This window comes from Rahnella inusitata (assembly GCF_965118895.1).
Classification (GTDB): Bacteria; Pseudomonadota; Gammaproteobacteria; order Enterobacterales; family Enterobacteriaceae; genus Rahnella; species Rahnella inusitata_A.
This window is the reverse complement of record NZ_CBCPJJ010000010.1, coordinates 132077-147461: the sequence shown is the minus strand read 5'-3', so window position 1 is coordinate 147461 and position 15385 is coordinate 132077. Positions and strand designations below refer to the sequence as shown.

The window sequence follows — 15385 nt, the reverse complement described above, 5'->3', positions numbered from 1 at the left end:
GCCTTGTTCCCCCCGTGCGGTGGGGCAAGGCTTTTGTCAATGTGATCATCGGTGAGAAACAGGTATGTTTGAAAAACGCTACAGGATTACGCTGCTCTTTAACGCCAATAAAGTCTACGACCGGCAGGTGGTGGAAGGTGTGGGCGAATATTTGCAGGCCTCACAAAGCGACTGGGATATCTTCATTGAAGAGGATTTTCGTTGTCGCATTGATAACATCAAAGACTGGCTGGGCGACGGCGTTATTGCCGATTTTGACGATCGCGAAATTGAAAGGCTGCTCGAAGACCTCAAGGTGCCGATTGTCGGCGTGGGCGGGTCATATCATCGTGAAGAAGACTATCCGCCCGTGCATTACATCGCCACTGATAACGTTGCGCTGGTAGAAGCGGCGTTTATGCACTTGAAAGAAAAGGGCATTAATCGTTTCGCCTTTTATGGTTTACCCGATACCGGCGGCAAGCGCTGGGCGCAGGAGCGTGAACACGCGTTCAGAACGCTGGTGGCTTCTGAGCAGTATCAGGGCGTGGTGTATCAGGGGATGGAAACGGCGCCGGAAAACTGGCAGCACGCGCAAAACCGGCTGGCCGACTGGGTGCAAACTCTGCCGCAGCAAACCGGGATTATTGCGGTGACCGACGCCCGCGCCCGTCACTTATTGCAGGTCTGCGAGCATCTCAATATTCCGGTGCCGGAAAAGCTCAGCGTGATCGGCATTGATAACGAAGAACTGACGCGTTACCTCTCACGCGTGGCGTTATCTTCTGTGGTGCAGGGGACGCGTCAGATGGGCTGCCGGGCAGCGAAACTACTGCATCAGTTGCTCGATCAGCGCGATTTGCCATTGCAGCGTATTTTAGTGCCGCCGGTGAAAGTGGTGGAGCGCCGTTCTACCGATTTCCGCTCATTGCGGGATCCGGCGGTCATTCAGGCGATGCATTATATCCGCTACCACGCTTGTAAAGGTATCAAGGTGGAACAGGTGCTGGATGCCATTGGCATGTCGCGCTCTAATCTCGAGAAGCGTTTTAAGGATGAAACCGGGCAAACCATTCACGGTGTGATCCACGAAGAAAAACTCGATCGTGCACGTAATCTGCTGGCGGCGACGTCAATTTCGATCAACGAAATCTCGCAGATGTGCGGCTATCCTTCACTGCAATATTTTTATTCGGTATTCAGAAAAGGTTACGAAATGACGCCGAAGGAATATCGCAGCCTTCATGGCGAAGGAGTGTATCAGGACAGTTAAGGGCTACTGTAACGAAGAAAATGCCCTGCTCAACGTTGAGCAGGGCAACCGGTTAAGGTTCTACGACTTGCTGATAACCAATCAGCATCAGCGTTGGTGTTTTCCCGCTTTCTTTCGAATTCACGGTAATGGTGCGACCGTTTCGTTCCCCGCCGATATAATAGGCGACTTCGGTCTTCCCTGCGGCTAACGCGGCACGAACGGCTTTATCTACATCGACATAACGGAACTGCTGGACATTATCCATATATATACTGCCATCAGCGGTGTAGTTAAATGCCGGTTTATTATTCCAGGTGACGGTATTTTCATCCCATGAATTTGGATCGGTTGGATAGAAGAAAATAGAAACCGCCGCGTTGTCTGTAGTATTACCATCGTAGACACGAATTTTATATTTAAAGCTTACGCCAGGATAATCGTCAATATTTGTTGGCAATGCTGGGATCTTAAATTTCATTAAGGCCAGCATTTGTTTATTTTGATCACGCCCCGGAGAATTCCAGTTATCCTGAACCAGTAATGTCGGCACGCCACCAAAGTTTTTATCACTGTCAGTCTGGTTGCTGACATAGGTGTCGGCTTCGGCATCTGAATAGCTGTATGGGATATTTGTGCCACAGTCCATTGAGTAATTCATGCAGCGGTCAGCCATGAATTTCGTGGCATCGTCAGTCCATGCATTCATGAAATCACCGTGTGCGGTATAAATACTTCCCCACAGCGTGGTCAGATTGCCGTCGATCATTTTAGGATCAAGCGAAAGCTTAATTTTACTGACATCCAGAGACGTGATTTGTGGCAGCACGTAGGCGATGTTCATATTCAGTTTTGCCAGTTTGACCGGATGATCTGCCGGACACTGACCGTTGCTATCGCTATAGACCGCGTTATTGGTGCCTTTGGCCTTCAGATTTACGCCATCCCAGCAGTCAGGGAACATCACGCCGATATTTAATTGCACGGCGTCACCCGCAGAGCGCAGGCCGCAAATTTGATCGGCAGTATTGGTATATCCATTGCCGTTAGCACACAGGAAACTGACATGTGGGTTAGGCTTGGTACCTTTGTGATCTCCCGCCAGGAGTTGCAAACCGTGCGGATACGCGGTGATCGGATACTGCAAGACGTTGTTGGCCTGATAGTAGTTCTTGATGTATGACGGGTGCACGATGGTGCCATCGGGCAATTTCATGGTGGGTACCCAATAGCCTGTACTGTCTGCTGCGTTATTACAGGTCGTTCCTGAATTGAGCAGCAGACTTTCCGCTGTGGAGTACGCATCTGTTGAACGGTTGCCGACAAAATCATGGGACATTGCCATGCCAGGCATTCCCGGCATTAAAATGGCATCGTCTGGTTTCATGTGGCTGAAACTACAGTCAACGTTAATTTGCGCATCGGCAGCCAGTGCTGCATGAGGCGACAGCGCGAGGGAGCCAGTTAACAGGGCTAACGAACACAAGGTATATTTCATGCTGAATATCCTTCCGATAATCTTATAGGAAACGTCGCGAATGTATGTGTGAAGTAAACGCCAATCACCACTCAATATTAATTTTCTGTCCCAACAATGAAACATTTCATCGTCCTGTGGTAGAGGGCAGGGCGTCAAAATGGATTTCAGGTTGGGTGAGGTCATTTAATATTTCTCATGGGCAATAATTATTATTTGATAAACATCCTGAGAGATACTCAAATTCATCTCAATTAATGATTGTGAGTTATTTTATGGTGATAACAGGCGGGAAAGCCGTACTGAAGCGCAGGCAAAAAAAAGCCCCGATGCTTAATAAACACCGGGGCGGGGTACGACTATTGATAAAAAACTACATTTTATAACGTGATGATGAACGGTTTATGACCATATTCCGGTGTGATCACCATCCCTTGCTCACTTGCCGATGCAGTAGCCATATCGCAATGCGCCACATTGTGAATGTTACGCAGGCACAGCGTCCAGTCAGTTGCTTTACCTTCGCTGGTCAGCGTCAGCATGTTACCGCTGCGATGAACGTTCAGGGTAAAGACCACATTGCCTTGCAGATCGGTAATCTGACTTTCGGCAATCGCACCGTCTTCCAGCTCGAACAGATGGAATTGCGGACGCTCACTGTAGTCGTAATCCGGCTTCTGATCGTTACTGCCCAGCGCCAGCAGCGTATTCGGGCGAACATACAGTGGCAGGCTGTCGAAGCCATGCTGCTGACGGTGCCAGCGCGAACCTTCTGCGACATCATTGTTCAGCAGATGCGTCCAGCGGCCCTGCGGCAGATAGAAATCAACATCTCCTTCTTCACTGAATACCGGCGCAACCAGTACATCGTCACCGAGCATGTACTGGCGGTCCAGATAATCACATGCCGGATCTTCAGGGAACTCCAGCATCATGGCGCGCATTACCGGTGTGCCCTGGCTGGCGGCCTGCGCGGATGCAGGATAAAGGTACGGCATCAGGCGGCATTTAAGCTGTGTGAACTGACGTACCACGTCGCAGGCTTCGTCGTCGTAGACCCATGGCACACGATAGGATTTGCTGCCGTGCAGGCGGCTGTGGCTTGAGAGCAGCCCGAAAGCGCACCAGCGTTTGTAAATGTGCGCTGGTGCGGTGTTTTCGAAACCTCCGATGTCGTGGCTCCAGAAGCCAAAGCCAGACAGGCCGATAGACAAACCACCGCGCAGGCTTTCCGCCATGGATTCGTAGGTGGCGTAGCAGTCGCCGCCCCAGTGTACCGGGAATTGCTGAGCGCCTACTGAGGCGGAACGTGCAAACAGAACGGCTTCGGATGCGCCGAGTTTATCCTGCAACGTTTCATACACCAGTTTGTTATACACAAACGCATAATGGTTGTGCATTTTCTGCGGATCACAGCCGTCGTGCCAGACTACGTCAGTCGGAATACGCTCGCCGAAGTCGGTTTTAAAGCAATCGACCCCCATATCTACCAGACGTTTCAGATGCCCGGCATACCACGCGCTGGCCTCAGGGTTGGTGAAATCGACAATGCCCATACCTGCCTGCCATTTGTCCCACTGCCAGACGCGGCCATCAGGACGTTTCAGCAGATAGCCTTTCTCTTTGCCTTCGTGGAACAGCGGTGATTTCTGGCCAATGTAAGGGTTAATCCATACGCAGATTTTCAGGCCACGCGCTTTCAGACGTTGCAACATGCCTTTTGGATCCGGGAAGGTGGCCGGATCCCATTCGAAATCACACCACTGGAAGGCTTTCATCCAGAAGCAGTCGAAGTGGAAAACGTGCAGCGGCAACTGACGCTCGGCCATGCCGTCAATGAAGCTGTTAACCGTCGCTTCGTCGTAGTTAGTGGTGAACGAGGTGGTGAGCCACAGACCGAATGACCAGGCGGGCGGTAGCGCAGGACGGCCGGTCAGGCGGGTATAACGGTCGAGGACTTTTTTCGGCGTCGGGCCATCAATGACGAAATACTCGAGGTATTCGCCTTCGACGCTGAACTGAACTTTAGAGACTTTTTCAGAGCCGACCTCAAAAGACACACATTCCGGATGATTCACCAGCACGCCGTAGCCACGGTTAGTCAGGTAGAACGGAATATTTTTGTAAGATTGTTCGGTGCTGGTGCCGCCATCGCGGTTCCAGGTTTCGACGGTCTGGCCATTTTTGACCAGCGCAGTGAAACGTTCGCCGAGGCCATATACGGTTTCGCCGACGCCCAGATCCAGCCGCTCCATCATGTAGGTTTTCTGGCTGTTGCCGTCCTGCACGTAACCGTTAGATTTCGCTACGCTGCCAGTAATACGGCGGCCATTGCGCAGGAAATCCAGCGTCCAGTTGTTGCCTTTGGTGACGCGCACCGACAAATCGCCGCTGTGTAATGTTGCAAAGTCATCGTTGTCTTCAAAGTGCAGTTCATGCGTATCAGACTGGATCAACGGATAGTGCGGACCTTTGTCCATTTCACCGTCAAAGTGCGTAATGCGCACGCCGATTACGCCGGTCTGCGGCGAGAAGAAACGCAGTGTAAACAGCGGGGAATCCAGCTGACTGGCGCGTTCCGAGGCATCTTTCGGCGCGGCATAAATCACCATCTCGTTCCCAGATCTCTGCACTTCAAACACCTGTAACGGGTGAGTGAGTGTCAGACCTTCCTGGATCAACCAGTTACCATCACTAATTTTCAAGGTGTAACCCTCCTTTTAAACGTCATCCTGATGAAATTTATTTCATAAAATCTTGTTGATTGCGGCGGATGCCCTGCGCGACTTCGTCAATAATGCGGCGCAGCAGCGGGGTGCGCAGAATGTAATAGCGTTTACAGATGATGGCGCTCAGCAGGTAGCAGACCGCCGGAACCAGCGTGAACAGCGCGACAATGCTGGTCATGGTGGCAGCGTTTTGTGTGGCCGCACCGGACTGATAGCCGGAACCGGCCAGCATCCAGCCGATCATTGCGCCAGCCAGAGCCAGACCCAGTTTCAGCACGAACAGGGTGCCCGCGAAGCTGATGCCGGTCAGGCGTTTACCATCATTCCATTCGCCGTAATCGACGGTGTCGGACATCATCACCCATTGAATAGGGGTGACGAGCTGATGCAGGACCCCGATAACAAAGATAAAGATGAACATCAGCACGCTGCCATTCACCGGCAGGAAGAACATGCACAGGCTGAGGGCGGCCAGAATGGCATTGGTCCACCAGAAGACGCTGACTTTGCATTTCCAGTCGGTCAGCGGTTTTGCCAGCGCGCTGCCGAGCAAGTTGCCGACGGAGTAAACACCAAGGAACCAGGCGAACAGCACCGGATTGCCCAGAATATAGGTGACGTAATACATCATTGCGCCGCCGCGAACGGCGACAGCCATGATATTGAGAATGGTCAGCAGGCCGACGATGCGCCACTGGTCGTTATGCCAGATATCACGCAAGTCTTCGCGCATCGTACCGGTCGGTTTGCATGGATCGATACGTTCTTTGGTGGTGGCAAAGCAAATCGCCGACATCACCGCCGCGACAATCGCCAACACGGCGATCCCGCCCTGATAGCCAAGCGCCTGATTACCTTTACCAATCAAGTTGACCAGCGGCATCATCAGCACAGTACTCAGCATGCCGCCCGCAGTGGCCAGCACGAAGCGGTAGGATTGCAGGGAGATCCGCTGTTCCGGGTTGTTAGTGATCACCCCGCCGAGGGCGCAGTACGGGATGTTAACCACGGTATACATCAGGGTCAGCAGCGTATAGGTGATGGCGGCGTAAATCATTTTGCCGGTCATGCTCAGTTCGGGCGTGGTGTAGGTGAATACGCAGACAATGCCGAATGGAATGGCGCCAAACAACACGTAAGGACGGAATTTACCCCAGCGGGTCCGGGTCCGGTCAGCGAGTAATCCCATGCACGGGTCAGAGATAGCGTCCAGCGCGCGCGCCAGCAGGAACATAGTGCCAACGTAGCCGGCCGGGATGCCGAAAATATCGGTGTAGAAAAACATCATGTACAACATGACATTATCAAAAATGATATGACTGGCGGCGTCGCCTAATCCGTAACCAATCTTTTCCTTGACTGAAAGGATTTCTGTACTCATTGCTTCATTGTCCATATGAAAAGGGAGAGTACTTTTTTAACGGTTGGCGGGGACAAGGGCTATTGAGATTTTTCCTTCTGAATTTATGTTTCTTTATTTCTGTGATCGCAGGGGGCAAAAGGCGGAAAGTTGAGCGGGGAAAGTGGTGAAAAAACCTCCCGTCTCCGGGAGGCTCAGGAAATTATTTTTTGTACTTCGCTTCCAGTGTGGCAAACCAAGGGGCGGTAAAATCTTCAGATTTGCCCCAGCCTGGAATAATTTTGCTCAATCCGGTCACGTTGACGCTGTCAGGCTGGCTGAGTAACAGAGACTGTGAAATGGTCTGCGCCGGGAACTCGTAGGTGGCAGGCGTTTTCTCACCGGCAATTTTCAGCGCCACGAGGCGCAGGTTGACTGCACCGATCAACTGGGTATCCACTGCCGCAGTCATCTGCCACGGGCTGCCTTTTTCACGCATCAGTTGCAGATCCTGATTCGATACGTCGATGCTGTAGAGTTTGATTTCAGTACGGCCATTCTCTTTGAGCGCTTTATACGCTCCCTGACTGAAGGCATCCCATGCGCCCCAGATCGCGTCGATCTGACCCTTTGGGTATTTCGCTAAGATAGCCCCCACTTTGTTGGCCGTATCGCCCTGCACGTCAGAAGATACCGCGCCGATAGATTCCAGCTGATGAATGCCCGGATTCTCTTTGAGGATGGCTTCGTACGTTTTCTGACGGCGCTCCATCGGTGGGAAACCGGCTACCCACAGCTTGACGATATTGGCTTTACCGTTGAAATCTTTGACTAACTGCCCGACCGAGGCTTTCGCCAGCGATGCGTCGTCCTGACGTGTCACCGTCACGCCCGGAATATTTTCCGGCACTTCAGTATCAAATGCGGAAACCGCGATACCCGCTGCGGCGATGCGTTTAACCAGCGCTTCAGAGTACGGGCCGCGACCCTGCGACAGAATGATGCCGTCGTATTTCTGGCTGATGGCCTGATTGACGAAATCCTGGAATTTCGCATCGTCGCCATTACTCAGAAACGTATCGACCTTAAAGCCAAGCGCGCGACCCTGTTTGATCGCACCAGCGAGAAACTGGGTCGTGTTATCGTCCGAGCCAAGGTTACGCACAATGGCGATGCGCACCGGACCGTTATGTTGAGCAATCGCTGCCGGAACAGGCGCTGGCGTGGTATCAGCGGCAAACGCCGGAAGGGCGGAGAACAGGCTGAGTGCCAGCAGGGATGCGGATATTTTTTTCATTATTTAACAACTCCGTCGGTGCGATGTTTGCTTGATGCAGGGAAAACATCTGGTGTCATTTCGGTATGCAATAAGGCATTCCAGAGTGAGGATGTACAGAAGTCTGTCTGTCCAGACGGCTATTCTGTCGAAGCAGTCTACCGGTATGTTAAGAAGGAGGGAATGCCTTGTAGATATTATATTTCTGCCCGGCGTTATTCCTGTTAGTTATAGATGGGCTTAGCTTTTGAGTTCATGACGAGCACAATGCCAGAATTCCTATTTCCTTATAGGGATAGTGGTTTAACTTACCTTTAACGCTTTTATTGGAATGAATTGATGGTAGTCCACCAAAAGCTAATGACACTAAGCAATCATTATGTATGAGATGTTTGGATTTTCGGATTTTGGTGTCTATTAGGCGTGATGTTTGCAAAGGGTCAGGTTTAGTTAGTTAACTAAAGTGAATTGAAAAAAAATACATCTTCTGCGATCATGTCGACTTTCGGAAAGTGTTAGTGCAATAATATTTACTTTTAATCATCCTCAGAGAGTGTAAAGGAATGGCCAAAATAGCCGAATTGTTTTGTAATAAAAAAAATGGGAAAGTATTTGAACAATTGAGTTACTACTCATTAATAATTGATTTTGTTTCATTGTTGATTCTCATTTTTATATACATAAAAACGTTACAAGTGCCTCAGGAGATTTATCTTTTTGGTGATAATGAAAAACGATTAGGTTTGTTTTTATGGACAATGACACCTGTGTTTTCAATTTATTTATTTCTCAGGATTCTCCGCATTCCGTTTTTGCCTGCGCTTATTTTAACTGCAATGTTATTTATTTCATTGAGCTCTGTTAACAACACCAAAATGGCTATTACAGGAGAGCCTTTGTCTTGGACAGATTTAACAGCTACTGATAATATTTTGCTGGCAATAAAATATGCTAATAAGTCACTCCTGTTTTTTTTATTTTTTTGTTATTATATTGGTTTCTTTTATTACATTCAAAATAAGCAGTCAGATAAAAACAAGGTTTCTTAATTATTCAATAGTAGTCTGTGGTTTTTTTATCTCCAGTGTCTTTGCACTGACGCCCTATATACTATCAATTGAGAATAATAACTATTTTTTAAAAGAAATTAATCAAGCTGCAAGAAATGTAGGGATTGTTTATAACTCATGGGATCTTCCTCAAAATTTTAGAGAACATGGGTTACCTATTCACTTGATACAAACAAGCGTAAGAAAAACTGTTAATAAAGCAACGAGCGATGAGGGGGATTTTTATCATAAAGAAGAAATTACAAATAAAAATTCAGTTTTGAATACTCAGATTCCGCATCAAAATATAATTTATATTTTATGTGAGTCGTGTTGGTATGATAGTAATCATTTTAAAGATTCAGCTTCACCTTTACTTACACAAGGGTTTAGAGAGTTGAGAGCCATTTCTCCTGTTTATGGTGGGGGAACAGCAAACTCTGAATTTGAGATGCTCACTGGTTTACCTAGTGCAGGTAAAACTCTTTCAGGTATTATTTATATGGAGTACTCAGAATTAATAAATCCTCATTCGCATACATTAGCCAGTGCGTTAAGGTCTAAAGGATACGAAACATTTGCTGCCCACAATAATGATAAAACATTTTGGCGTAGAAATGTCATTAACAAGAAATTTGGTTTTGATAAATTTTTAGGCATTGATAGTATGGGTACTGCACCAGATGATATTTTGAAAAATAAAAAACCATGGCAATGGCAACCAGATGATATTCTTCTATATGATACGGCTCTAAAGGAATTACAAAATAACGCTAACAAGAACGTCTTCATGCATTTAGTTTCAATGTCGACCCATGGTCCCTATGGTTACGACAATGACTTCGGTGAGGGGCGTTATCATTACGAGTTAACTCAAGCTATGCAAAGAATTAGTGAATTTGTCAAGAAAGTTGAAAAAATATCCCCTGATACAGTTTTCGTGATATATGGCGATCATAAACCAGGTCTTAATAGATTTTTTTTCGAGAATGGCATTCTGCCCGTTGTTATATTTGATAAGACAGGAAAGAAAGATGAAGATTTTTCATTTGTTCGTAATGTCAGCCCTGTTCAGTATGGTGATGTTCCAGTTTTAATAAAATCACCAAACAAAGAAGCTGTTGATAATGTAATCAATGAAGCTTCTGGGCAACCATTTTTCTGTTTGACAGGCATAATAGATAAAAACTTAATCCATTCGGGTTTAGTTACATTTAGTTATGTTTTTAGAAACAGTTGTGACAAGAACCTTAATCTTAGTTATTCAGAGATGACAGATAAAGTGCCTGGTTGGCTTTATTCTCTTTCCATTTTCGAATAATGAGAGTGAGCCTGTTTAATACCAGGCTCATAATTATCAGCACGTATTAACGATTTGTTTAGGACTAATTAGCCTAGGTAGTTCAATAAAGTTATAAAATTGTAGCCAATTTTATAACACGCCTTAACTCAGCGGGATCATCACCCGTTTCTGGAACGCCGGACGCTGCGTCAGTTGCTGATACCAGCGCTCAATATTCGGGTGCGACTGGCGTTTGATGTCCAGTGAAAACCAGGAATAGGCATAAATTCCCAGTGGAATATCGCCGAGCCCGAACTCTTCTCCGGAAAGCCATTTCTGCTTCGCCAGCACGGCATCAACAATTGCCCAATACTTCTCGAACGTTTCCATTCCGCTGGCCACCAGGGCCATATCGCGCTCGGGTTCGGGAATGCGCACCAGCGTCTGATAGACCTGACGATACGGCGTGACCAGCGAATTACTTGCCCAGTCCAGCCATTTATCGGCACTGGCACGCTGCTGCGCGCTGGCTGGCCAGAACTGCTCCTCGCCCGAACGTTCGGCGAGATAACGCAAAATAGCGTTCGATTCCCACAGGACGAAATCATCTTCCTGCAGGCAGGGCACCAGGCCGTTCGGATTCAGGGAAAGATAAATCGGGTCTTTGTTTTTTCCATACGCGCCGCCCGCGTTGATGACTTCATACACCAGACTCAGTTCATCGAGCATCCACAGCACTTTTTTGACGTTAGTCGAGTTTTCACGGCCCCACACGGTGATCATTCAGAACCCCTTGTTTCAATAGAGAAAGACTGATTGTTGTGATGATGACTGCTTAAGACTATAAGCCACGGAGCACAATTAAGCGAAGCGAAAAAAGAAACGCTCAGCGACGACGGCATTGCCGTCGCTGAGCGTGGTGTCGTGCGGATTAACGCTGAAGTTTCTGCGCTTTAAACAATGACCAGACGCTGAGCAGCGCGACGACCATCAGGTAATAGCCTGGTGCCAGGCTGCTGCCGGTAGCGGAAATCAGCAGCGTACAGATGAACGGTGCGAACCCCCCGAATACCGTGACCGCCACGTTATAGCTGATGGCCATGCCGCTGGCGCGGGTGGTTATCGGGAACAGATCCGCCATCATCGACGGCACGGCGGAGAAATAAACTGATTTCAGCAATGCCAGCCAGCTGATAAGCAGCAGCAATGATACCGCCGAGGTGTATTCAAGCATCAGCCAGAATGCCGGATAAATGGTGACCAGCATCAGCACCAGCGAGCCCCACATCAGCGGCAGACGACCCACTTTTTCCGCCCATAATCCCATCAGCGGCGTGACCACCGTCAGGATAATCCCGGCGGAAAGCGTGGCGGTAAAGCCTGCCGAAGCCGGAAGATGCAGCGTTTTAGTGGCATACGTCGGCACATAGTTCAGCATGTAGTTGATGGCGGTCGACACGACCATCAGGCCGATGGCGATAAAGAACAGGCCTTTCTGCGCGCGCACGATTTCTTTCAGCGGCGACGCGGTTTTTTCAGCGGTGCGGAAGCTTTCAGACTCTTTAATATGGCGGCGGATATATAACCCCACCGGGCCAATCAGCAGGCCAAAGATAAACGGAATGCGCCATCCCCAGTCCTGAAGTTGTGTTTCCGTCAGCAGAGCCGATAACCCAAGACCAAACGCCGAAGCCAGCAACGTGCTCGCGCCCTGCGTGGCGAACTGCCAGCTGGCGATAAAGGCTTTGCGCTCCGGGAAATGTTCCACCAGAAATGCCGTGGAGCTGCCGAATTCGCCGCCTGCGGAGAAGCCCTGAATCAGACGCGCAGCGAGGATCAGCAGCGGTGCGGCCATACCGATGGTGCCATAAGACGGCGTGACCACGATGATCAGGCCGCCGAGCATCATCAGGCTGATGGACATCAGCAGCGAGGCTTTACGCCCGTGTTTATCGGCATAGGCTCCCAGGACAATGGCACCCAGCGGACGGATCAGGAAGGAAACGCCGAAGCTGCCGAAGGTGAGTAACAGCGAAACGGTCGGATCAGACGTCGGGAAATAGGCGTGGGCGATATAGCTGGCGAAGAAGCCGTAGATTGCGATATCGAACCACTCCAGCGCGTTGCCGATACAGGTGGCGAACAGCGTTTTCATCAGGTTAGGCTTTTCAGCCATGCTGTTGACCGGTGTTGAAGATGCAGTTATCTGGCTCATTGAACCACTCCGGCTTGCGCGCTTTGATGTGCGTGATGTTGACCGAGCAGGTCAGAACCCTGCTCGCCGAGATCCCATAACAGATGGGTCATGACAGCCAGCCCTTCGCGGGCTACCGAAATCAGCATATGTTCATTGACGCCGTGCTGGCCGCAGGCCGGATAAGAATGCGGCACCCACAGCGTCGGCAGGCCGAGAATGTCGGCGAACACGTCGTTTGGCAGTGAGCCACCGAGGTTCGGCAGCAGCGCCGGTTTTTTGCCGGTGGTTTCCTGCATGATGCCCAGCGCCCAGTCGACCAGCGGATCGGTCGGATCAAATCGGGTTGCCGCAGAACCGCGCATAAATTCTACGTCTACCTGCGGGAAGCCACGGGCATCAAGATGCGCGCGCACATGTTCCGCCAGATTTTGCCAGTCGGTGCCCACCACAAAACGCAACTGACACACCGCCGTAGCATGGCCAGGAATGGCATTCATCGGGCGCTGCGGATTGCCGGTCAGGAATGACAGGACTTCCAGCTGATTCCACGCGTAGAGACGCTCGGTCGGCGTCAGACCGGCTTCGCCCCAGTTTTCGTCGATCTGGGGATCGTTTTCGCCACCGCCGACCTCGACGTCGCTGAGGATTTCACGAATCGCCTCGCTGACCGCCGGCGGTTTAAGCGCCGCGACCTGCAACTGACCGTGCTGATTCACCAGACAGGCCAGCGCATTTGCCAGCTGGGTGCCGGGATTGGTGAGCAGGCCACCCCAGTTTCCTGAGTGATAGGCGTTGTCACGTGCGTTGACGGTCAGGCGAAAATTCACCGCGCCGCGTGAGCCGAGGAACAGCGTCGGGCGGGCGGCACTCAGACGCGGGCCGTCGGAGGCGAGGAAAATATCCGCGCTCAGTTCTTCTTTATAAGTGCGGCACAAATCGGCCAGACCGGGAGAGCTTATCTCTTCGCCCATTTCGAACAGCAGTTTGCAGTTAAAGCCAAGACGCCCGTTGCGGGCTTTAAAGATTTGCGCCAGCGCCGCGAGGTTGATGCTGTGCTGGCCTTTGTTGTCCGCGCTGCCGCGTCCGTACCAGCGGTCGCCTTCTTCTTTCAGCGTCCAGGGTGAGAGATCGCTGCGCCAGTTTTCATCGTCACCGAACACCACGTCACCGTGGCCGTAACTGAGCACCGTCGGCAGCGCGCTGTCTTCCATGCGTGTCGCAATCAGGAAGGGACGGTTCGCCGCGTGAGGATTGTCGACGCTGAGCAGACTAAAGCCCATCGCCGATAACGCTGGTTTAATCTCTTCATCGAGGTAACGCGCCAGTTCGGCGTCGCGTGAATTACTCTGGCTTTCGGTCGCAATAGCGACCCGGCGCGCCAGAATTCGCTGATATTCACCCTGATCGAACCAGGCCAATGCCTGTTCAACGATATTATCCGCTGTCATGAGGAACCTGCTTATGTTGTGTTTGTAATCTTATTGTTGGTTTTTTTAGCAGTTTCACTCTAAGCGCTGCGTAAGCGTTGCCACAATAATAATAATTGCAACTTATCGTTGCTTTTATTGTAATGCTCTTATGCACACTTATGAGGCATGTCCCCCATGCAAAGTACCGAAATACGTTATTTCCTTGCGGTGGCGAATTCAGGTTCGCTGAGTACGGCCAGTAAGCAACTTTTTGTCGCGGTTTCAGCCATCAGTCGTCAGATCCAGCGGCTGGAAGAACGTATAGGCGCGCCGTTGTTTGAACGCCATGCGCGCGGCATGGTGCTCAACGATGCCGGGCAGATTCTGGAAAACCACGTGCGAAAAAGCATGATGGAAATGGAACATGCCATTGCCGAGATTCAGGGGCTGAATGCCGTGCGGCGCACGGTGATCCGTATGGCCTGCACCGACGGACTGGCATTTGATCTGCTGCCGCAGTTGTTCTCGCGTTTCCGGCTGATCAATCCCGGCGTGATGTTTTACCTCAACGTCGGCACGGCGGTGGAAGTGTCTGAGATGATCCACAGCGGCGAAGTGGAACTGGCGTTGCAGTTCAGTCTGGTCGCCGAACGCGGTGTGGACGTCATGGCGTCCTTTCCCGCGCCTGTGCGCATGGTGATGCGACAGGATCATCCGCTGGCCGACGGGGATTTGCAGCTCACCGATCTGCATCCTTATCCGCTGGCAATGAATGAGCAGGGTAGCACCATCCGCCAGCTGTTCGATTTATCCTGCCGGATGAGCGGCATTTTCCTGGAGCCCGCCGTCAGCTGTAACCGGTTCTCGACGCTGTATGATTTTATGGTGCAAACGCCGGGGGCGATTGTGGCGTGCAGCCATTTCTCAATCCTGTACAAAGCCCGGCGCGACAACCTGCGGGTGAAATCGGTCAACATCGAACAGCTCAGCCAGCGAACGTTGCAGTTGCAGACGCCGGCGGGTAAAAGGCGTTCGGTGGCGCTGAGTGAATTTATCGATTTTATCCGCGATGAGGTCAGTCGCGAGAGTGAGGCCTTTATTCGTGATTTTGCGGTCTGATGTGTGACGTTTCGCGCAAAACGTTGATGTCCGGTTGGAAGTAAGGTGCTTATTGTTATAGAGATTTTGTATGCATTCTGGGGTGATATGGGAGGTCATCAATATGATTGATGAAGGCGTCAGCGCGGTTTTTTTCATCAGCACGTTTCGCGCAAGCATCAGAAAATTCACCTATTCTTAAGATCTTTACACTATTAAGGTTTATTCCCGGCCCGGAAAGCAGTAGTTTTTACACCTGCAGACTTACACAATCTGATTGAAAGATAAGATAAATTTC

11 protein-coding genes are annotated in these 15385 nt (G+C 50.4%); 4 read left to right on the top strand and 7 right to left on the bottom strand.

The window, feature by feature from the left end; translation table 11 throughout:
- Positions 1–64: 64 nt before the first annotated feature.
- On the top strand, positions 65–1252 hold the full coding sequence (gene xylR / locus ACMHLI_RS11910) for a D-xylose utilization transcriptional activator XylR (RefSeq protein ID WP_413529655.1): 1188 nt from the start codon (positions 65–67) through the stop codon (positions 1250–1252).
- Positions 1253–1304: 52 nt separating this feature from the next.
- Here the strand turns inward: xylR and ACMHLI_RS11905 are convergent, their stop codons facing one another.
- The 4 genes from ACMHLI_RS11905 to ACMHLI_RS11890 form a co-directional block, all read right to left on the bottom strand.
- Positions 1305–2729, bottom strand: coding sequence for a DUF1996 domain-containing protein (locus ACMHLI_RS11905; RefSeq protein WP_413529654.1), 1425 nt, complete (start codon positions 2727–2729; stop codon positions 1305–1307).
- 359 nt (positions 2730–3088) lie between these two features.
- Positions 3089–5413 (bottom strand): alpha-xylosidase, encoded by a 2325-nt coding sequence (yicI, locus tag ACMHLI_RS11900; RefSeq protein ID WP_413529653.1) that lies wholly within the window; start codon positions 5411–5413, stop codon positions 3089–3091.
- A gap of 37 nt (positions 5414–5450) precedes the next feature.
- Positions 5451–6818, bottom strand: coding sequence for a glycoside-pentoside-hexuronide family transporter (locus tag ACMHLI_RS11895; protein WP_413529652.1), 1368 nt, complete (start codon positions 6816–6818; stop codon positions 5451–5453).
- Between the two features lie 181 nt (positions 6819–6999).
- The gene (locus ACMHLI_RS11890) at positions 7000–8073 is read right to left on the bottom strand and encodes a sugar ABC transporter substrate-binding protein (protein WP_413529651.1); all 1074 of its coding nucleotides are present in this window, start codon (positions 8071–8073) and stop codon (positions 7000–7002) included.
- A 542-nt stretch (positions 8074–8615) separates the two neighbouring features.
- Here ACMHLI_RS11890 and ACMHLI_RS11885 point away from each other — a divergent pair.
- Positions 8616–9101: a hypothetical protein gene (locus tag ACMHLI_RS11885; protein ID WP_413529650.1), complete on the top strand. Its 486-nt coding sequence runs from the start codon at positions 8616–8618 to the stop codon at positions 9099–9101.
- Entirely contained in the window at positions 9046–10422 is a 1377-nt protein-coding gene (locus ACMHLI_RS11880) for an LTA synthase family protein (protein WP_413529649.1), read from the top strand. The genes ACMHLI_RS11885 and ACMHLI_RS11880 overlap by 56 nt, the downstream gene beginning before the upstream one ends.
- 123 nt (positions 10423–10545) lie before the next feature.
- On the opposite strand, the gene ACMHLI_RS11875 is transcribed toward ACMHLI_RS11880, so the two are convergent.
- The 3 genes from ACMHLI_RS11875 to ACMHLI_RS11865 form a co-directional block, all read right to left on the bottom strand.
- Positions 10546–11166 (bottom strand): glutathione S-transferase family protein, encoded by a 621-nt coding sequence (locus ACMHLI_RS11875; protein WP_413529648.1) that lies wholly within the window; start codon positions 11164–11166, stop codon positions 10546–10548.
- Positions 11167–11314: 148 nt separating this feature from the next.
- Positions 11315–12598, bottom strand: a complete 1284-nt coding sequence (locus tag ACMHLI_RS11870; protein WP_413529647.1) for an MFS transporter — start codon at positions 12596–12598, stop codon at positions 11315–11317.
- Complete coding sequence (locus tag ACMHLI_RS11865) at positions 12595–14028, bottom strand: M20 family metallopeptidase (RefSeq protein WP_413529646.1); 1434 nt, start codon at positions 14026–14028, stop codon at positions 12595–12597. Before ACMHLI_RS11865 ends, ACMHLI_RS11870 begins: the two co-directional genes overlap by 4 nt.
- Positions 14029–14184: 156 nt before the next feature.
- On the opposite strand from ACMHLI_RS11865, the gene ACMHLI_RS11860 reads away from it, so the two are divergent.
- The gene (locus ACMHLI_RS11860) at positions 14185–15108 is read left to right on the top strand and encodes a LysR family transcriptional regulator (protein ID WP_413529645.1); all 924 of its coding nucleotides are present in this window, start codon (positions 14185–14187) and stop codon (positions 15106–15108) included.
- Positions 15109–15385: the final 277 nt, after the last annotated feature.

Excerpts from the sequence above, each read along its gene's own strand:
- xylR (WP_413529655.1), top strand. The coding sequence starts at position 65 with ATGTTTGAAAAACGCTACAGGATTACGCTGCTCTTTAACGCCAATAAA.
- ACMHLI_RS11905 (WP_413529654.1), bottom strand. The coding sequence starts at position 2,729 with ATGAAATATACCTTGTGTTCGTTAGCCCTGTTAACTGGCTCCCTCGCG.
- ACMHLI_RS11895 (WP_413529652.1), bottom strand. The coding sequence starts at position 6,818 with ATGAGTACAGAAATCCTTTCAGTCAAGGAAAAGATTGGTTACGGATTA.
- ACMHLI_RS11890 (WP_413529651.1), bottom strand. The coding sequence starts at position 8,073 with ATGAAAAAAATATCCGCATCCCTGCTGGCACTCAGCCTGTTCTCCGCC.
- ACMHLI_RS11885 (WP_413529650.1), top strand. The coding sequence starts at position 8,616 with ATGGCCAAAATAGCCGAATTGTTTTGTAATAAAAAAAATGGGAAAGTA.
- ACMHLI_RS11875 (WP_413529648.1), bottom strand. The coding sequence starts at position 11,166 with ATGATCACCGTGTGGGGCCGTGAAAACTCGACTAACGTCAAAAAAGTG.
- ACMHLI_RS11870 (WP_413529647.1), bottom strand. The coding sequence starts at position 12,598 with ATGAGCCAGATAACTGCATCTTCAACACCGGTCAACAGCATGGCTGAA.
- ACMHLI_RS11865 (WP_413529646.1), bottom strand. The coding sequence starts at position 14,028 with ATGACAGCGGATAATATCGTTGAACAGGCATTGGCCTGGTTCGATCAG.
- ACMHLI_RS11860 (WP_413529645.1), top strand. The coding sequence starts at position 14,185 with ATGCAAAGTACCGAAATACGTTATTTCCTTGCGGTGGCGAATTCAGGT.